The organism is Ruegeria sp. A5 (assembly GCF_056543005.1).
On record NZ_JBQGAV010000009.1, the window covers coordinates 20,945 to 39,396 of the forward strand.

Genomic DNA, 18,452 nt, shown 5'->3' on the forward strand with positions numbered 1-18,452 from the left:
TCGTCTCAGGAGATGTTGATCTTCTGAATCCCATCTCCGTTGAATCCCATCTCCGTTCCCGACTAACATAGAATTCTCGACATTTCTGGCCAAAGTATGGCCAAGGCGAGTTAACGATTACTTAAGGCGGAGAATTGCCGATCTTCTGTCAGGCGCTGCGCCCTGCAAGAGGTCACAAACTCGTTGTTTCCGCCAGTGGTTCGCATCACCCCCTGCCGTCAATTCCAAGAAAAATCATTCAATAACAACGAATAATTCTGTTCGGCAGCGGGTAGATGGACGACGTCAGCCGTCCACCCCTTCCGGTTTGCCGACGATGGTGAAATGCAGACCCTCGGGGTTCAGCAGTTCAGACGCCACCCGGTTCACATCCTCCAAGGTCACTGCATTCACCTTGTCGTTGCGAGTCGCAATGTAGTCGATAGGCAGATCTTCCATCTGCATCCCGACCATGATTCCGGCAATCTGGCCATTGCCGTCAAAACGCAGCGGATAGGCCCCGGTCAAATAGGTCTTGGCGTCATCCAATTCTTTCTGCGTCACACCTTCCGCAGCCGCGCGCGCCCATTCCTGTCGGATCACCTCGACCGCTTCGGCGATACGGTCATTGGCAGATGAGACCGAGCCCAGATACACCGACGCCAGATCCTTGGGCACCAGATAGGTCGCCACGCCATAGGTCAAACCACGTTTCTCACGTACTTCCTGCATAAGGCGACTTTCGAATCCGCCGCCGCCCAGAATGTGATTCAGGATATAGGCCGCAAAGAAATCGGGATCGTCGCGATCAATGCCACTTTGCCCGAACAGGGCGACGGATTGCGGAGTGTTGAAGTCCACCACGCTGACACCGCCGTCAATGGTGACCTTCGCCTTGTCTGGAATGGGTTTCCCGGTTGCTGGCAGATCCAACAGCAATTCGTCCAACAGTACCCCCAGCTCTTCTGCTGTGATGTCGCCGACAGCCCCGACGTACAGTCTGTCCTTGGCAAAGACATTGTCGTAGGCAGCGACGATGTCGTCGCGGGTCAGGCTTGAAACGCTTTCAATCGTACCTTTACCGTCCGACGCATATGGATGATCCCCATATGCCATTTCAGCAAAGCTGCGTCCGGCAATATCGCTTGGATCAGTCTGGTCGGACTTCAGACCCGAAATCACCTGAGCGCGCACCCGATCGATCGCATCCTCATCGAAACGCGGTTCATGAATTGTGGTCTGCAGCAAATCAATCACTTCATCCCGGTTCTCAGTCAGGAACCGCGCCGAAATGGAGACCGTATCATCTGTTGCCCTGTAGCTGAAGGACGCAGCCAGAGATTCAAGTTCGCGTGCATAGGTGCGGGCATCCATGTCGCCGGCGCCTTCCTCAATCAGGCCGCTCATCAGATAGACCGCGCCGCGTTTATCGGGATCATCCAGCGACGTTCCTCCACGAAACCGAAGTTCCAGCGCAGTGAAGGGGATCGAATGATCTTGGACCAGCCAAGCGGTAATACCACCGGGCGAGGTTACCTCTTTGATCTTAATCTCGGCCCAGGCGGGAAGGGCAATGATCAGCGCAATCAGCGTTGCGGCAAACCGTTTCATTGTGTCACCTCATCGTCACGCATCAGCCAGCCAGTGACCGAGGTTTCAGGTTGCAGCACTTCACGGGCAGCCGCGATGATCTTGTCACCCGTCACAGCCTGCAGGATGTCGGGCCAGGCCTGCACATCCTCGACAGTCAAACCGCTGGTCAACGCACGACCATAGCGGTTTCCAATACCGTCCACGTTATCGCGCGCATAGGTCTGCGCGGCGCGGAGCTGCATCTTAATGCGCTCCAGGTCTTCATCCTTGACACCTTCCGCGATGAAATCCGCAACGGCCTGATCCATGGCATCCTCCGCATCCTGAAGTGAAACGCCCTCAGCCGGCACAACGATCAGATCAAAGGTCGTGTCATCCAATGAGACCCCCTTGTAGAACGCACCGGTATAGACCACCTTCTGCTGCTCGAATTGCAGCTTTTCATTCAGATATGAGGTTGTGCTTCCTCCCAGCAATTCCGCCAAAAGAAACAGGGCAGCGGCCTTCTCCTGCTCACCGGCGTCCCGTTCAGGGGCCAGATAGCTGCGCTGCACGTAGGGTTGTGCGACACGCGCATCCTTGAAGGTCAGGCGACGTTCGGCAGTCTGGGGTGGTTCTTGCGAGCGTATCCGCTCGGGCAAATCAGGGTTGGCTGGGATAACACCGTAGTACTGATCGGCCAACGCCCTGACTTCGTCGGGGTCAACATCTCCGGTGACGACCAATATGGCGTTATTGGGTGCATAATGGGTCTGGTAGAAGGACAGGGCGTCGTCCATATCCAACACCTCCATCTCGTGGCGCCAGCCGATAATCGGCGCTCCGTAACGGTGGTTCAAATATTGCGCTGCATTCATCTGTTCTCCGAACAGAGCGCGTGGATTGTTTTCGGTCCGCTGATTACGCTCTTCCAGAACCACGTCGCGTTCGGTGATGATATCATTCTCGGTCAGGCGGATGTTGCGCATACGATCTGCCTCCATCCGCATCATCAGTTCCAGCCGGTCAGCGGCGACACGCTGAAAATAGGCGGTGTAGTCGTAAGAAGTGAAAGCGTTGTCATTGCCGCCATTGGCCGCGACAGTGGCTGACAACTCGCCCGCTTCCATTGTGTCGGTGGCTTTGAACAGCAGATGTTCCAGGAAATGTGCAACGCCAGAGGATCCGATCGGTTCATCGGCGGATCCGGCCCGGTACCAGACCATATGCTGCACAACAGGAGCGCGATGATCCTCGACCACTACGACGTCCATGCCGTTTTCCAGCGTAAATGTGGTGACAGCCTCTTGCCCCTCTTTCGCGAACAAGGGGGTGGCGGCGATCAGGGCAGCCGACAGTGCCAGGGCCCGAACCATGGGGCATCCTCCGTTTCATTTCTGATATTCAAACTACGGTGGTGCCGCCGGGGTTCAAGGCCAATGACGGAAAGTTAAGAAGAATTCATTCCAGCGGCGGGGCCGACGGCGTTTCGATCCCACGACGACGCGCCGCTTCATTGGTCGCGTTCGCATCGATTGACTGACGTTCATAGACCTGCGAGTACCGATCAACCGGGAACAGGCGCAGGCGGGTCCAGCGACCGCGATTTTTGCGGAAAGCCGCATCCTCTTCGGCCGTTACCTGACGCGTATTGGCAGGAACGCCATATCTGCTTGAGGCCGTCACAAGCGCGGCATCGCTGGCCGGTATTGAGGTATTCGGGTTCAGCGCTGCCTCACTACCACCCAGCGCCACAACGGCGTCCGCTTTGGGGTTAGGATCGGTCAGGTTTGCACCGCCGGGAGTCGGCGCTGGAAGAAAGGCGTAGTCCTTGGGCTGGGTCAGCGGCTTGACGGGCAATACCGAAAATTCATCCGGCCCCGCTCCGGGCGGATCAAGATTGCGCAAACCAATATCGGAACAGCCCGCAACGACAACGGCGAGTGTCAGAACAAGTATGGCGCGTGGCATACGCATCAGTGTCTCCAGCAAGTTTCAGGCGCTTTTATCGCATATCGTCCGGCAGGTCACGAGGGCTTTTTGCCATCGAACAGGACCAATCCCAAAGCTCCCGCAAATATGAACACATCCGCCAGATTGAACACAAAAGGGTTGCTGATCCCGCAGCAGGACATGTTCAAAAAGTCCAGAACATAGCCGTAAAGCACCCGGTCCACGACATTTCCCAGCGCCCCGCCGATCAGAAGACCGCCGCAGAATTGTTGAAGCTTCGTAGGAGCGATGCGGCCCAGCCAGATCAGGACGCCCAGGCAGATCGCCACGGAAACCCCGATCAGCACCCAGCGGGCGGCGTCACCGTCGCCCTGAAATAGGCCAAAATTGATGCCGCGATTCTCGCCGTATCTGAAAACCAGAAGCGGTGGCAGCACGTCGATATCGCCCTGCGCTACGCGCATTACGTGAACGACCAGATACTTACTGATCTGGTCGATCAAAAACGCCGCCAATCCGGCCCATAGGATGAACGAACCGCGCATCAGTGACGGAAATGCCGCATGCCGGTGAAGACCATTGCCAGACCGGCCTCATCCGCCGCCGCGATCACTTCATCATCACGCATCGAACCGCCGGGCTGAATAACGCATGTCGCGCCTGCCTCGGCGGCCTCCATGAGCCCATCGGGGAAGGGGAAGAATGCATCAGAAGCTACGGCCGAACCGATGGTCAGCGGCTGGGGCAAGCCCAGCGCATCAGCCATACGCTCGGCTTTCTTTGCCGCGATCAGTGCCGAGTCAACGCGGCTCATCTGCCCCGCGCCGACACCCACGGTCGCGCCGTCTTTGACATAGACGATGGCGTTGGATTTGACATGTTTCGCCACTTTCCACGCGAACAGCAGGTCGCGCATCTGCTCCTCAGATGGCGCTTTTTTGGTGACCACCTTCAAGTCATCCATACCAACAAAGCCGTTATCCTTGTCCTGTACCAGCAGGCCACCTGCCACCTGTCGCACAGTTTTACCACCGGCGGTCACATCCGGTAGAGCTTCGGTCGTCAGCAGGCGCAGGTTCTTCTTGGCGGCGAAGATCGCCTTGGCCTCGTCTGACGCCCCTGGAGCGATCACAACCTCGGTGAAAATCCCCGTGATCTCCTGCGCGGTTTCCGCGTCCAGCGGTTGATTCAACGCCACGATACCGCCAAATGCCGACGTCCTGTCGCAGTCGAACGCGGCTTTATAGGCCTCAAGCAGCGTCGCACCTTTCGCTACACCACACGGATTGGCATGCTTGATAATCGCACAAGCTGCCCCTTCGACCGGGTCGAACTCAGCGACCAACTCAAAGGCGGCATCGGTATCGTTGATGTTGTTATAGCTCAGTTCCTTGCCCTGATGCTGTACGGCCGTCGCCACGCCCGGACGACCCGAGCCATCTACATAGAACGCTGCCGACTGGTGGCTATTCTCGCCATATCGTAAGGTCTGTTTCAGCTCACCGGCAAAGGCGCGGCGTTTGGGCGCCTCAAGCTCCAGCGCATCGGCCATCCAGTTGGACACGGCTGTGTCATAGGCGGCAGTGCGGGCATAGGCCTTTTGCGCCAGCCACTGACGGAAGCCCAGAGAAGTCTTACCGTAATTCTCTTCCAGCTGATCCAGCAGCGACGAGTAGTCTTCGACATCCACAACCACGTTCACAAAAGCATGGTTCTTCGATGCGGCACGGATCATGGCTGGGCCGCCGATATCGATGTTCTCGATGCATTCATCGTAGGCAGCGCCCTTGGCCACGGTCGCTTCAAATGGGTAGAGATTTACCACAAGCAGATCGATTGCGCCGATACCATGTTCGCTCATCGCGGCGACATGGGTGTCATTATCGCGCAGAGCCAGCAGCCCGCCATGGACCATCGGGTGGAGCGTCTTGACTCGGCCATCCATCATCTCTGGGAAGCCGGTGATCTCGCTGACATCTTTCACCTCCAACCCCGCATCGCGTAGCGCCTTCGCGGTACCGCCGGTCGAAAGCAGTTCAACCCCGCGTTCGGCCAACGCCGTTCCCAGCTCGATCAGCCCGGTTTTGTCGGAAACGGAAAGCAACGCGCGGCGCACGGGGTGAAGGTCGGTCATGGGTCCAAAGGTCCTTTTGGCGTCAGTCGAAAACGGGCTCGTCCCGGTGCGTATCCCGCACGGCATAGGCTGTATCCTGAGCCTTGCTGAGCGTCCACCGGATGCGCGTCGCATACTCCATTGCGCGCCCAGATAGAACGATCTGTTTTGTCGCGCGTGGCTTCAAACGGCCTTTTTCAAGGTAAACGCTTGGTTCAACTGACAACTTTCCAACGCCATCATGGCGGAAAACCCAGATCTCACCGCTCTTGAGCGCCATCGACACCGCAGCGCCACCCAGATCAAGTGCCGCATCTACGTCAGGATGCAGGTGAAACCGGATGTCAAAGGCGATCCCCTGCAGACCTGTACCGTCCATCGCGCGATCGAACTGCCTTTTGGCTTTGTCGGTTGCGGTCAGCAGAATATCCTCGCCCACCAGCTCACGCCCGTCAAAGCGCAGTTCAAGCGTGCGGGCATGGGTCAGGCCAAACACTTTGGCATAGCCGTCATGACCCACCATGAAGCGGGTGCCTTCGAAGGCATCCTCGAAATCCACGGGCACATCCTGCGGGCCATCCACCAATGCCTCTTGCGACGACCCATTTGCGCCTTCTGCAAGCCGGGCGCTGGAATACCCTTCGACGCATAGGGTCGAATGCGACGGGGTCGCGCGCCCTGCCCTGCGCCATTCCTGCCCAAAACTGCCGCCTGATCCACAGTTCACGATCAGAGGACGGCGCCCCGAGGTCAGCTCAAACGCAAGCGAGGATGCGTGGGCGTTGAACGACGCAGCACCTTTGGGAGGCGCGCTGGCATCCACCAGAACCGTGGTTCTGGAGGCGGCCAATCGTGCATAACCCATTGACAGGTCCGAATGCTGCTGCGGCTTGACACCGCTTTGTGCCAGTGCCTGATCCAGCCGCCCTTCAAGCCCACGCCCGCCCCCGTGAAATCTGGCCAGAGATCCATCTGCATGACGCAGATTTCGCAGAGTAGGTGCAATGCGCTTGATCGCCCCGGTCTGAGAGGCAGGCGTGCCTCGGCCAACTTCACCAAGTGCAGCAGAGGTCCAGGCCAGCAGAGTGAAGACCTCCAGCAATTCTTCCGGATTGCGGGTGAGAATGCCGCCCTCGGCATCGATCTGGCGGTCGCATTCCCGGGCCAGTGCGCGCAATGCGGGATCAGCCAGTTGCTCCAGCCCCTCCAGGGCCAAACCAGCCTGAACCAGCCCTGCGAGCGCTTCGAATCTCGGCAATCCTGGTGTTGCTGCTGTCCAGCGTTTGGAAAGAAACCATGTTTGTTGTGCCAAGGAGCGGAAGAAAGCTCTGCTTTGCGCCTCATCAGCGCCGCGTAGCAGAAATTGCGCGTGGTTGATCCAGCGCATCACCCGACGCCCGGTCAGGTCCGGCGCCCAGCCGGGTCCCTTCCCGCGCCCATGTGCGGTGATCCAGCCCCAGACCCATCGCTGCGCCTTTTCACGGGCGCGCATATCGCCGACGGCTGCCAGATCATCCAGCCAGATGAAACCGTGGCGTTCATCATCAAAATCCGGACTGGGCGCAGCAACATCCCATAGATCGGTGTCATCCGCCTCGACTAGATATCCAGCGAAAAGGAGATTCCCGGCCACCAGTTGTCGCCCGCGTGCAAACGAACCCACGGTGCGCGGCTCAGGCTGGCTGACGAATCCCGAAACCGCCTTCCGCCTTTGGCTCAGGCGCGCGTAAAGGCGGTTCTGAAACCGCATCCAGCGATTGGCCATTGTGTCCGATTCTGACATGACGCTTGCGACTCTGCCCCTTGCGCTCTGCGGGCGCTTGAACACACGATAGACCGGTCCGCGCGTCAAGTCATCGAAAAGCGTCGCCTCAAGCGGATTTGTTCAGACAGGCGATATAGAACCCGTCCATGCCACCCTTGTCCGCCCAGAAATCCGGGCGCAAACGCAAGCCACCTTCTTCTGTAATCCAGTCTGGTTCAACGCCCGCAATCTCAAGCGCCGCACGGTCAATCTGCATATCCGGGTATTGATCCAGCGCCTCTTCGATCTGCACCTCTCCTTCGTCCGGCAACAAGGAACAGGTGCAATATACCAATCGGCCTCCGGGTTTGAGCAGGGTCCAGGCATGGGCCAGCATCCGGGCCTGTAGTTCGATCAATCCCCCGAATTCCGAGCCATCCTTGGCGAAAGGTAAATCAGGATGGCGGCGAATCGTGCCCGTGGCCGAACACGGCGCGTCGAGCAGGATGGCATCATACTGGCCCTGATGGTCCAGCGCATCACCAGCGATCACCTTGGCCTTCAAACCTGTCCGTTTCAGGTTCTCGCGCACCCGCTCCAACCGTGTTTCGGAGATATCCAGCGCCGTGACCTCTGCCGCTACCACAGCCAATTGCAACGTCTTGCCACCGGGCGCGGCGCAAAGGTCCAATACCTTTTCCCCGGCTTTCGGGGCCAGCACGCGCACAGGCAGCGCCGCTGCCGCATCCTGAACCCACCAGTTTCCACGCTTGTAGCCCGGCAAAGCCGACACCTGCCCCGCATCCTGCAAACGGACTGAGCCGGTGGGCAGGGCTTCTCCGCCCGGCGCCTCGGCGCCCGGTTTCAGCGTCACGTCCAGCGGTGCACCATTGAAATGGGCCTGTTCCATACCCTTTACTGCGTCATCGCCCCACGCCATGATCAGAGGATCGCGCAGCCAGTCGGGCAGACGGGGCACGCGCATCTTGGGCCAAGCATCCGGTCCATCGGCGGCAATCTTGCGCAAGACTGCATTCACCAACCCCTTGAGCCGCCCATGCTTGCGCGAGCGTCCCACGATCTCGACCATCGAATTGACCACGCCATGCGCGGCCTCGCCCTGACACAGCTCGACCGTTCCAAGCCGCAGTGCGTTATGCACCGTTAGCGCTGGTGTCTGCCGCAGGTTATCGGCCAACAGCCGGTCGGCACGCTCAAGCCCTCGCAGGGTTTCAATCGTCAACCGCTGTGCGCGCGCACGATCCTCGGGTACCAGACGATCCAATGCGCCGGCCGCCAGACACTCAGGTAACAGCCGCCCCTCGCCCAATATCTGATCCAGCAGATAGATTGCACTGCGCCGCGCGGCGGTTGCAGAGTTTGACATGATGCTGAGTGCCTCTCGTGACCTTTGCCCGCATTGCCTTGTACGGACGAGGGCGTATATCAAGGCACTGAACGGAAAGGAACCCAATGTCATGAGTGACGAGTGCAAAGACTTGCCCCCCGCCGCACAGCGCGCATTGGCCGAGGCTGAGGAACGTCGCAAAAAGGCCGAAGCGGAAGCCAAAGCGCAGCCCAAGGAACTGGGTGGGCGCGACGGTCCTGATCCGGCCCGCTATGGCGATTGGGAGAAAAAGGGCATCGCCATCGACTTCTGATCAGGCCCCGCCCCGCAGCGCTTGCAGAAAGTCGTCTATCAACGCCCTTTGCCGTTTCGACCTTGCCCGATCCTCGGGCCATGTAAGCCAATAGCCATCCTTTGTCCTAAGCTCGGGCATATCCAATCTGTGTAATTGACCAGTCTTTAAGCTGCCCGAAGCCAACGGTAGTGAACCCAACACGATCCCCATGCCCTGACGCGCGGCCGTGATCGCGTGACCTACCGAGTCAAAACTGATCCGGCCAGCCGGTAATTCATCAACCCCCGCTACCTGCGCCCAGTCCTTCCAACCGGGGCGTTCTCCGCGCAAATCAATGAGCGGCGCACCCCACTTGATGCCAGATGCGGCCATCGGTGCCAGAACTTCAAGCGCAATTAGCTTTGCCTTTCGTCCAGGCCAGACACCTCTGCCATAGCGGATCTGCAGCCAGGTACGCTCTTCCTCCAATGAGGCCCGGCGCGCCATGGAATCTGTCATCACACGCACATTGGGCTGCGCCTCAAGGAACTTGGGCAAGGCTGGCAGAACCAGCGCGTGGATATGCGACGAAAGTCCCGCGACCCGAAGCTCGCGCGGGGATTTGCCGAACAGATCCTCGGTATTGCGTTCCAGTGCTTGCAGGCTGTCCTGCACCAATGGCAGATAGCTTTCGCCTTCGATGGTCAGCGACACGCCCCGCGCCTCGCGCAAAAATAATGACCTGCCCAGCCATGCCTCAAGATTTCCGATCCGTTGACTGACTGCCGCCTGCGTCAGACCAAATTCGCGCGCGGCAGCAGAAAAACCGCCCAATCGCCCGGCGGCTTCGAACACGCGCAGCCAGTCCAAAGGAGGTAAACCGATCTGCTTCTTAGCCATAAGTATTTCCAGCCCTCAGTGGCAATAAGGTTTAATTGTAGTAATGCCACGGAGCGCGTATCTCCTCAAGCAAAGTCCGCGCCGAATAGGAGAGACCCCATGCTGCGCTCAGCTACTTTCGACCCTTCCATGGTCACCGTCGCATTTTCCGATGGTACTCAGGCCAGATTTCACGCCATTTGGCTGCGCGACAATGCGCTGGACCCCGAGACCCGCGCCCCCGGCAACGGGCAGCGCCTGATCACAATCGGCGATATCCCCTCCAATATCTCGGTCAGCGCTGCCGAGATCCAAAATGGCGATCTGAGTGTTACCTTTCAGCCCGAAAACAAATCCGTGATGTTCCCTGCCGATTGGCTGGCCGATCACGTTTATGACCGCGAACAGGCGCAAGACGTTGGCCGCACTGCATCCGGCGTCACCACATGGGAGCGTGGTATCAGCGCCCCCAGCGGTGACTGGGAAAGGGTGCACACCGACCCTGAGGCCAAGCGCAGCTGGCTGGCTGCCGTCGCGGAGTACGGCTTTGCCAAGCTGACAGGTGGCCCAACCGAGCCGGAATCGCTGCTGAAAGTGGCCGATCTGTTCGGCTATGTGCGTCAGACAAATTATGGCCCCTATTTCGAGGTTCGGACTGAGGTGAACCCGACCAACCTCGCCTATACCGGGTTGGGGTTGCAGGCCCATACCGACAACCCTTATCGCGACCCGGTACCGACACTGCAAATCCTCTACTGCCTTGAGAACTCGGCCGAAGGCGGCGATTCCATCGTTGTCGATGGTTTCCGCGCGGCTGAGCGACTGCGCGATCTGAACCCCGGGGGCTTCGCCTTGCTTGCAGGCTATCCGGCACGGTTCGAGTATAAAGGTTCGGACGGGGTCTGTTTGCGGTCACGTCGCCCGATGATCGAGCTTTCCCCCGATGGCGAGTTGATCGGCATTCGCTTCAACAACCGCTCGTCTGCGCCGTTCGTGGATGTACCCTTTGACAAGATGGAAGCCTACTATGCAGCCTATCGCCAGCTGGGCGAGATCATTGACGATCCCGCCATGGGCGTGTCTTTCAAGCTGGAACCGGGCGAAAGCTTCATCGTCGACAACACACGCGTAATGCATGCACGGCTGGGCTATTCCGGGGCCGGGTTTCGCTGGTTGCAGGGATGCTATGCTGACAAAGATGGGCTGCTTTCGACACTGGCCGCCATGCAGATGACACAACCGGAGGCGGCGGAATGAAACCCGATTTCTCGACCTTAAACCGGGACAATATCGTTGCCTTTATCAGCGACATCTTCGATCGTCGGGGGGGTGAGGAATATCTGGGCGAACCCGTCACCATGGCCCAGCACATGCTGCAGGGTGCCACGATTGCGGAACAGAACGGGCAGTCCGAAGAAATTATCGTCGGTGCGCTGTTGCACGACATTGGCCATTTTACGTCGGAATTCGGCACTTACCATCCGGACGATACCGAGGACCGGCATCATGAAGATGCAGGTGCCGAGGTGCTGGAGCAGTTCTTTCCGTCGGTCATCACCGATTGCTGCCGGTACCACGTGGCAGCCAAGCGGTATCTCTGCGCCACCAAGCCGGAGTATTTCAATCGCCTGTCTGCAGCCTCGGTCCATACGCTGGAACTGCAGGGTGGTCCGATGAGTGCCAAGGAGATCGCCGAGTTCGAGGCAAATCCGAACCTGAAAGAGATCATTCAGGTCCGTTATCTGGACGAAGCGGGAAAACGCGCTGATATGGAGACCCCGGATTTCGCCCATTTCGCACCGATGGTACAACGGATGGTCGACCGGCACATTCAGGCGAGCTGAGACAGCTTTCATCCGCCCGATCGATAGAGCCAAGAAAATTCGTCGAATTTTCTTGGCTCTCGATCCTGAAGCCTACAGCCCCAGAACATCCACCATGTCGTACTGGCCCGGCGCCTTGCCTTGACCCCACAACGCGGCTTTGAGCGCCCCACGGGCAAAGATCGCACGGTCAGTAGCCAGATGGCGCAACACGATACGCTCACCGGGTGCCGCGAACAGGACATCGTGTTCGCCGACAATGTCTCCGCCACGAATGGCGTGGAAGCCGATGTCGCCGCGTTTGCGCGTACCGGTAATACCGTCGCGGCCCCTATCGGCCACATCCGACAACTTGACACCGCGCCCCTCGGCGGCGGCTTCGCCCAGCATCAAAGCTGTGCCTGAAGGCGCATCGACCTTGTGATGGTGATGCCCCTCGATGATCTCGATATCAAAATCCTCATCCAGTGCCGCAGCGACCTTCTTGGTCAGCTGAACCAACAGATTTACCCCGAGGCTCATATTCCCGGCCCGCACAATCACGGCATGGCGCGCGGCAGGTTCCAAAGCTGCGATCTGTTCATCCGTCATTCCGGTGGTGCCAATCACGTGAACGCACCGCGCTTGTGCTGCCAGCGCGGCAAACTCGAGCGTCGCCTCGGGCGCCGTAAAGTCGATAACAGCCTGCGCCTTCGCAAATGCCTCCAGCGGATCGTCAGTGACGGTAACACCGAGCGCCTGCCCGCCCATTGCCTGACCCACATCCTGACCGATCCAGTCATGACCCTTACGCTCGACCACACCGACCAGACGCGCCTGATCGCTCTCAGACACGGTCTTGATCAGCATCTGCCCCATACGGCCCGAAGCCCCTGTGATAACGATCCCCGGAATATGGGTCATTGCGCTGGTCCTTTCTAAAGTCGGCTCAAAGCCTCCTACCCGGTTCGCGCCCGCTTGGCAAAGCCCCGCTTTGGGCTTAGATCGGGGGCATGGCAAAGAACAAATTCCACGATGGCCCCGGTCCATCCCAACGACAGCTGCGCGTCGGCGAACTGATCCGCCGTACCCTGTCCGAGGTTCTGGCGCGCGGAGATGTCCACGACCCCGACCTGAACCGCATGTCGATCACCGTGGGCGAGGTGCGCACCTCGCCCGATCTGAAGATCGCCACCGCCTATGTGCTGCCCCTGGGCGGCAAGGGGCAGGAGGATGTGATCGAACTGCTCGCTCGAAACAAGGGTGAGCTTCGGCGCGCAGTGGGCAAGAAGGTGGGCCTGAAATTCTCTCCCGACCTGCGGTTCCGTCTGGATGACACGTTTGATCGACTGGACGACACCCGCCGTATGTTTAATCAGGACGCGGTACGCCGCGATCTGGACGAGTGATCCGTACCCTTGTCACGCTGTGTGCTGTCCTTTGGGCCGCGCAAGTCTCTGCAGTCACTTGCGAGAAGCTGACTCATGAGGACAAGCGATATACGGTTTGCGAGGTGGATACCTCGGAAGATTTGCGCCTGTTTCTGAACGATGAAAATGGCGATCTGCTGGGTCATTTCTCTTCGGTGAATGAGGCGTTGGAGCCTCAGGGGAAAAGGCTCGTCTTTGCGATGAATGCGGGCATGTACCATGACGACCGCTCGCCCGTCGGCCACTATGTCGAAGAAGGGCAAGAGCAGATGCGCGTGATACCGAATGCCGGACCCGGCAATTTCGGCCTGCTGCCCAACGGTGTGTTCTGCATCCGTGAAAACCGTGCCGATGTGTTCGAGACTTTGGATTTCGTCGATCAGGCGCCGCAGTGCCGCTTTGCGACACAATCGGGCCCCATGCTGGTGATCAACGGAGAGTTGCACCCTCGCTTTCTGCCGGATTCAACCTCGCGCTACACCCGAAACGGGGTGGGCACCAGCGCCGATGGCACGCGTGCGGTGTTTGCGATCTCGGACGATTACGTCACTTTCCACGAATTCGGCAGCCTATTCCGCGATGTATTGAAAACACCGAATGCGCTGTTTCTAGATGGCAACATTTCCCGCATGTATGATCGCGCCAGCAATCGGTCGGATATCGGGTTTTCGCTGGGACCCATCGTGGGTGTCGTCGAGGACGTTCCGGCAAATTGACAGCATCGAAACGATCCGCTAACTCGCGCGCCTCAGCAAGACTCAAGGTGTAGAATGGGACGTAAACGCAAGGGCCGCGACATTTCCGGTTGGCTGGTGGTGGATAAGCCCGCTGGCATGACTTCGACCGCGGTGGTCAACAAGGTGCGTTGGGCGATGGACGCCAAGAAAGCGGGCCATGCAGGCACGCTGGACCCAGAGGCAACCGGCGTTTTGGCCGTTGCGCTGGGTGAGGCAACCAAGACCGTCCCCTACATCACCGATGCGCTGAAGGCCTACACCTTCACCGTGCGGCTGGGGCAGGCCACCAACACCGATGATGCTGAGGGTGAAGTCATCGCTGAGAGCATTGCGCGCCCCTCGGATGAGGATATCAAACAAGCGCTTGGCCCGTTTCTGGGCGATATCAAACAGGTGCCGCCCAAGTTCTCGGCCGTGAAAATCGACGGTCAACGCGCCTATAAGCTGGCCCGCGATGGCGAGGATGTAGAATTGACCGCCCGCCCTCTTTGGGTAGAGGAACTGGTGCTGATCGACCGCCCCGACGAAGACCACGTCGTGCTGGAGATGACCTGTGGCAAAGGTGGCTATGTCCGTTCCATTGCGCGTGATCTGGGTGAGGCGCTCGGCTGCCACGGCCACGTGAAAAAACTGCGCCGCATCTGGTCCGGCCCGTTTGAGGCCGAGGATGGCCTGACCATCGAACAGATCGACGAAATGGCCAAAACCACCGCATTGGATGATTATCTGCATCCGCTGGAAACCGGCCTGTCGGACCTGCCCGAGCTGAAATGCACCTCTGAAGGAGCCACCCGTCTGCGGAATGGCAATCCGGGCATGGTGCTGGCCTCTGACGTGGAATACGGCGACGAGGCCTGGGCCTCGCTGGATGGCAAGGCCGTGGCCGTAGGAATTTACAAGTCGGGCGAATTGCACCCAAGCCGCGTCTTTGCCGCCAACTGATGACTGTTCAGGCGGCGATACGCAATTTGTGACCCAGTCGAAGTATCTCGGACACCAGTAGATCCAGATCCTGCTTTTGCGTGCGGTGATTGTTGACCGCCACCCGTAGGCAATGCGCTCCCTGAACCGTTGTATCCGATAAAACCGCTGTGCCTTCCTCTTGCAGGCACAACATGATTTCGCTGTTAATCGCACGCAGAGTTTCGGGGCTGAGACCGCCCGGGTCATAGCGGAAACAAACGATGTTTATGTTGGTGGGGAACATCAAGGTGAGGTCATCCTCTGCCTCGATCAGCGAAGTCAGATAACGCGCCTTTTCGATATCCTGATCAATGAGCCTGCCGAATTTCTGAACGCCGTGCTCCTTCAAGGACATCCAGACCTTGAGCGCTCGAAACCCACGCGAAGTCTGAATGCCGTAATCGTGCAAAAACGCCGCCCCGGCGACGCCTCGGGATTGCGGTTCCAGGTATTCCGGGGTCAGAGTAAATGTCGCGTGGTGGGCATCATGGCTTCGCACCAACGCGCAACCCACTTCGAAAGGCGCATGTAACCATTTGTGTGGGTCGAGCGCGACGGAATCCGCGCGTTCGATGCCGGACACGCGCCAACTGTTATCATGGGCGATTGCAATTAACGCACCGATACAGCCGTCAACATGAAACCACAGGCCTTCCTCGCGGCAGAAATCGGCAATCGCCGACAAGTCGTCGATGGCGCCTGTGTTCACGGTTCCGGCGGTAGCAATCACACAAGCGGGGTTAAGGCCGTCTGCGCGATCCTGCGCGACCATGCCGGCAAGCGCTTCAAGATCCATCGTCAAATCGTCTTGCGTAGGAGCACGCCGCAGCGCCTTGTTGCCCAGACCCAGTGTTTCGAGCGACTTTTGGTGACAACTGTGCATCTGATCCGATCCGTAGTACCGCATCGGCTTATCCATGGCGGCGATGCCCTCTTCGCGCATGTCGATCCCGGATTTGACGTTGCGGGCCACCGTCAGCCCGATCAAGTTTGCCACGCTGCCGCCGCTGACCAATGTCCCACTGGCCCCTTCCGGCAGACCGATCATCTCGCGTAGCCAGTCGACGACTTGTCGGTCGATCAGGGCTGCCGCATGATTCCCACCCCCTAGGTTCGATCCCTGAACCGCAGCCAGAAAATCCGCCATCGCGCCTGTGAAATTGCTCGCGCCCATATACCAGCCCCAAAACCGGGGATGAATATTGCCCATTGGATACTGCATGACCTGAGACTGGACATCATCCATCAAATCACCCAACGGCATACCCTGCTGAGGTGCGGGCGTTTCGAACCCGTTGCGTATGGCAGTCGGCATATCTTTCCAAATCGACCTATCACGCACATCACGCGTATGATCCAACGCCATATCCAGCATCTCATGTGCTAACTTGCGGGTCTGCTCCCAATCCGCCGGATCCAGTGTCTCGAATGTCATGTCTTCCCCCAGAATAAGCCGTTCAAATGAAGGCAGGTATAGCACAAGTTAAGAAACAGGACATCGCCCCTTGTAAACGGGCCTAATTCCAGCCAAACCCGACTGCATGATCACCCGTTCTCATACCAAGGGCGATGCGCCCTCGACTGCTATCTACTCCGATTGCGAAAAATACCGCTATAGCCTGACCCGTATCTGGAACCCGGCGGGCCGCAAGGCGTTGTTTGTGATGCTGAATCCGTCGACGGCGACCGAGGTGCAGAACGACCCCACGGTGGAACGTTGCGAGCGTCGCGCACGCACACTGGGTTTCGGAGCTTTTCAGGTCACCAATATCTTTGCCTGGCGCGACACTGATCCGCGCAAGATGCGTGCATCTTCCGATCCGGTGGGGCCTGAGAATGACGCAGCCATCCTGGACGGCGTGGAATGGGCGGATCAGGTCATCGCCGCCTGGGGCACGCATGGCGCACATCTGGAACGCGGCCCCGCAGTTGAGGAATTGCTGCGCGGCACGGGCCAGCCCTTGTTCCACCTTGGGCTGACCAAGGACGGACATCCGAAGCATCCTCTCTACATTGCGTACACTCAGCAGCCCGAAGCCTGGTGATAAAGGGTTAACCAAGCTCTCTGCTTCGCTTTGACCAAGCCATTGTTTGCATGAGAGTTTTTACACTCGGAGCCATTGTGCTTGCGGAGGGTAGATATGTTTCTGATCGGATTATTCGGAATGGCCGCCATGGGTGGTGCGGCCTACGCTATCAGCGACGTACTTGTGCCAGAAGACAAAGGCGATGACGAGGATGAAGACGATCGCATCGAGGAAACGGCCGACGACGACCTGTCGGAAGGCAATTTGCTTGACGCGGACGAGAATGTCGACGAGCCCAGCTCTGCCGAGGAAACCGACTCTGACACTGGTGAGATTGTGTCCGAGTATGAAGGCGATCTGGTCATTGCGGGCGATGAGGATGCGGATGTTCTGACCGGGCAGGAAGGCAACGATCAGATCAACGGATATGGCGGGGACGACTGGATCGACGGCGGCGCTGGCAACGACGTGTTGTATGGCGGTGGTGGCGGGGACGTCCTGTTTGGCAACCTCGGGAATGATGTGCTCCATGGTGAATATGGTGATGACGCGCTGGACGGAATGTCAGGAAATGACGACCTGTATGGTCATTTCGGAACAGATGATCTGAGCGGCGGTGATGGGAATGACCGGCTTTTTGGTGGTCAGGGCGATGACACGTTAAGCGGCGATGACGGCGACGACGCGCTACAAGGCGGAGATGGCGACGACTACCTTGTTGGGGGTGCCGGTGAAGACGCCCTGTTTGGCGGAGATGGTGATGACATCTTGTCCGGAGAAGATGGCCCGGACGAGCCTGCGCGCGACTTCCTAAACGGGGGCTCTGGGGACGACGTCATTCTTGCCGAAGACGGCGATGTGGTCACCGGTGGAGAGGGCGAGGACGAGATCGTTGTACAGTCCGACCCCGAGCAGGAAGCCACGACAATCATGGATTTCCAGATCGGTCACGACAAGCTTCTGATCACCTGGGACAACCCGGAAGAACCGGAATTGACGATCGAACAGGACAGTGAAAACAACAGCTTGACCCATGTTCGGGTCAATGGCGAAGACGTCGCTCAGCTTTTTGGCGCAGAGGGTCTGACTGTTGAAGATATTCAGTTTGTGACCGAAGCCCAGTTGGAGCAGTACGCCTTCACCAGTTGAGCCTGCAGAATCCCTTTGCCATTTGCGGTGAATGCGCCTATACGCGCCCATCCGCATCGGAGTCGGTGCGGTTTTCTCCATGGGCCCGTGCTGGACGACATCCCGGCCTGCGCCATCAACTCTAACCTTTAAAGGAGACCCCGATGTCGATTACTGCCGCTGATAAAGCACGCGTCATGAAAGAATTCGCAACCAAGGACGGCGACACTGGTTCGCCTGAAGTCCAGGTTGCTATCCTGACCTCGCGCATCAACACCCTGACCGAGCACTTCAAAACCCACAAGAAAGACAACCACGGTCGTCGTGGTCTGCTGAAGATGGTTGCTCAGCGCCGTAAGCTGCTGGACTATCTGAAGGGCAAAGAAGAAGCACGCTATCAGGACCTGATCAAAAAGCTGGGCATCCGCCGCTAAACGCGTTTTGTTCATGTTGTACAGGCGCTGAGGCCCTGTTCGTACAAATAGTACATCTTGTACGCCCGC

19 protein-coding genes are annotated in these 18,452 nt (G+C 58.5%); 9 read left to right on the forward strand and 10 right to left on the reverse strand.

Annotation, left to right across the window (positions count from 1 at the left end; translation table 11 throughout):
* Window positions 1-285 precede the first annotated feature (285 nt).
* From ACR0AY_RS17520 to ACR0AY_RS17550, 7 genes are all read right to left on the reverse strand, one after another.
* Window positions 286-1,590 carry a M16 family metallopeptidase gene (locus ACR0AY_RS17520; protein WP_170515008.1) on the reverse strand — a complete coding sequence of 435 codons (1,305 nt, stop codon included), beginning with the start codon at window positions 1,588-1,590 and terminating at the stop codon, window positions 286-288.
* Window positions 1,587-2,927: a M16 family metallopeptidase gene (locus ACR0AY_RS17525; protein WP_170515012.1), complete on the reverse strand. Its 1,341-nt coding sequence runs from the start codon at window positions 2,925-2,927 to the stop codon at window positions 1,587-1,589. The genes ACR0AY_RS17520 and ACR0AY_RS17525 overlap by 4 nt, the downstream gene beginning before the upstream one ends.
* A gap of 85 nt (window positions 2,928-3,012) precedes the next feature.
* A complete protein-coding gene (locus ACR0AY_RS17530; RefSeq protein WP_170408488.1) occupies window positions 3,013-3,528 on the reverse strand; it encodes a DUF3035 domain-containing protein in 516 nt (171 codons plus the stop codon).
* Between the two features lie 50 nt (window positions 3,529-3,578).
* Window positions 3,579-4,049, reverse strand: coding sequence for a signal peptidase II (gene lspA, locus ACR0AY_RS17535; protein WP_170394647.1), 471 nt, complete (start codon window positions 4,047-4,049; stop codon window positions 3,579-3,581).
* The gene (gene purH / locus ACR0AY_RS17540; protein WP_170515017.1) at window positions 4,049-5,638 is read right to left on the reverse strand and encodes a bifunctional phosphoribosylaminoimidazolecarboxamide formyltransferase/IMP cyclohydrolase; all 1,590 of its coding nucleotides are present in this window, start codon (window positions 5,636-5,638) and stop codon (window positions 4,049-4,051) included. The genes lspA and purH overlap by 1 nt, the downstream gene beginning before the upstream one ends.
* A 22-nt stretch (window positions 5,639-5,660) precedes the next feature.
* Window positions 5,661-7,400: a heparinase II/III domain-containing protein gene (locus tag ACR0AY_RS17545; RefSeq protein WP_170515020.1), complete on the reverse strand. Its 1,740-nt coding sequence runs from the start codon at window positions 7,398-7,400 to the stop codon at window positions 5,661-5,663.
* A gap of 88 nt (window positions 7,401-7,488) precedes the next feature.
* Window positions 7,489-8,748, reverse strand: a complete 1,260-nt coding sequence (locus ACR0AY_RS17550) for an RsmB/NOP family class I SAM-dependent RNA methyltransferase (protein ID WP_170515025.1) — start codon at window positions 8,746-8,748, stop codon at window positions 7,489-7,491.
* 91 nt (window positions 8,749-8,839) lie between these two features.
* On the opposite strand from ACR0AY_RS17550, the gene ACR0AY_RS17555 reads away from it, so the two are divergent.
* Complete coding sequence (locus tag ACR0AY_RS17555) at window positions 8,840-9,022, forward strand: DUF1674 domain-containing protein (protein WP_170515029.1); 183 nt, start codon at window positions 8,840-8,842, stop codon at window positions 9,020-9,022.
* Here ACR0AY_RS17555 and ACR0AY_RS17560 read toward each other — a convergent pair whose 3' ends face one another.
* The gene (locus ACR0AY_RS17560) at window positions 9,023-9,883 is read right to left on the reverse strand and encodes a LysR family transcriptional regulator (RefSeq protein ID WP_480454475.1); all 861 of its coding nucleotides are present in this window, start codon (window positions 9,881-9,883) and stop codon (window positions 9,023-9,025) included.
* Window positions 9,884-9,982: 99 nt separating this feature from the next.
* On the opposite strand from ACR0AY_RS17560, the gene tmpA reads away from it, so the two are divergent.
* Complete coding sequence (tmpA, locus tag ACR0AY_RS17565; protein WP_170515034.1) at window positions 9,983-11,119, forward strand: 2-trimethylaminoethylphosphonate dioxygenase; 1,137 nt, start codon at window positions 9,983-9,985, stop codon at window positions 11,117-11,119.
* A complete protein-coding gene (gene tmpB / locus ACR0AY_RS17570; RefSeq protein ID WP_170515037.1) occupies window positions 11,116-11,706 on the forward strand; it encodes a (R)-1-hydroxy-2-trimethylaminoethylphosphonate oxygenase in 591 nt (196 codons plus the stop codon). The genes tmpA and tmpB overlap by 4 nt, the downstream gene beginning before the upstream one ends.
* Before the next feature lie 72 nt (window positions 11,707-11,778).
* Here the strand turns inward: tmpB and dapB are convergent, their stop codons facing one another.
* Window positions 11,779-12,588 (reverse strand): 4-hydroxy-tetrahydrodipicolinate reductase, encoded by an 810-nt coding sequence (gene dapB / locus ACR0AY_RS17575; RefSeq protein ID WP_170515040.1) that lies wholly within the window; start codon window positions 12,586-12,588, stop codon window positions 11,779-11,781.
* 89 nt (window positions 12,589-12,677) lie between these two features.
* On the opposite strand from dapB, the gene rbfA reads away from it, so the two are divergent.
* Genes rbfA through truB form a run of 3 tightly spaced genes read left to right on the forward strand, consistent with a single transcriptional unit; the run spans window position 12,678 to window position 14,773 of the window.
* Window positions 12,678-13,073, forward strand: a complete 396-nt coding sequence (gene rbfA / locus ACR0AY_RS17580) for a 30S ribosome-binding factor RbfA (RefSeq protein ID WP_170408494.1) — start codon at window positions 12,678-12,680, stop codon at window positions 13,071-13,073.
* Entirely contained in the window at window positions 13,070-13,810 is a 741-nt protein-coding gene (locus ACR0AY_RS17585; protein ID WP_170515043.1) for a phosphodiester glycosidase family protein, read from the forward strand. Before rbfA ends, ACR0AY_RS17585 begins: the two co-directional genes overlap by 4 nt.
* A 54-nt stretch (window positions 13,811-13,864) precedes the next feature.
* The gene (gene truB, locus ACR0AY_RS17590; RefSeq protein ID WP_170426161.1) at window positions 13,865-14,773 is read left to right on the forward strand and encodes a tRNA pseudouridine(55) synthase TruB; all 909 of its coding nucleotides are present in this window, start codon (window positions 13,865-13,867) and stop codon (window positions 14,771-14,773) included.
* 7 nt (window positions 14,774-14,780) lie between these two features.
* Here the strand turns inward: truB and ACR0AY_RS17595 are convergent, their stop codons facing one another.
* Window positions 14,781-16,229, reverse strand: a complete 1,449-nt coding sequence (locus ACR0AY_RS17595; protein WP_170515046.1) for a pyridoxal-dependent decarboxylase — start codon at window positions 16,227-16,229, stop codon at window positions 14,781-14,783.
* A gap of 106 nt (window positions 16,230-16,335) precedes the next feature.
* On the opposite strand from ACR0AY_RS17595, the gene ACR0AY_RS17600 reads away from it, so the two are divergent.
* From ACR0AY_RS17600 to rpsO, 3 genes are all read left to right on the forward strand, one after another.
* Window positions 16,336-16,839, forward strand: coding sequence for a DUF1643 domain-containing protein (locus ACR0AY_RS17600; RefSeq protein ID WP_170426157.1), 504 nt, complete (start codon window positions 16,336-16,338; stop codon window positions 16,837-16,839).
* A 96-nt stretch (window positions 16,840-16,935) separates the two neighbouring features.
* Window positions 16,936-17,970, forward strand: coding sequence for a calcium-binding protein (locus ACR0AY_RS17605; protein WP_170408499.1), 1,035 nt, complete (start codon window positions 16,936-16,938; stop codon window positions 17,968-17,970).
* Between the two features lie 143 nt (window positions 17,971-18,113).
* Window positions 18,114-18,383, forward strand: coding sequence for a 30S ribosomal protein S15 (gene rpsO / locus ACR0AY_RS17610; protein ID WP_050605082.1), 270 nt, complete (start codon window positions 18,114-18,116; stop codon window positions 18,381-18,383).
* The last annotated feature ends 69 nt before the right edge of the window (window positions 18,384-18,452 follow it).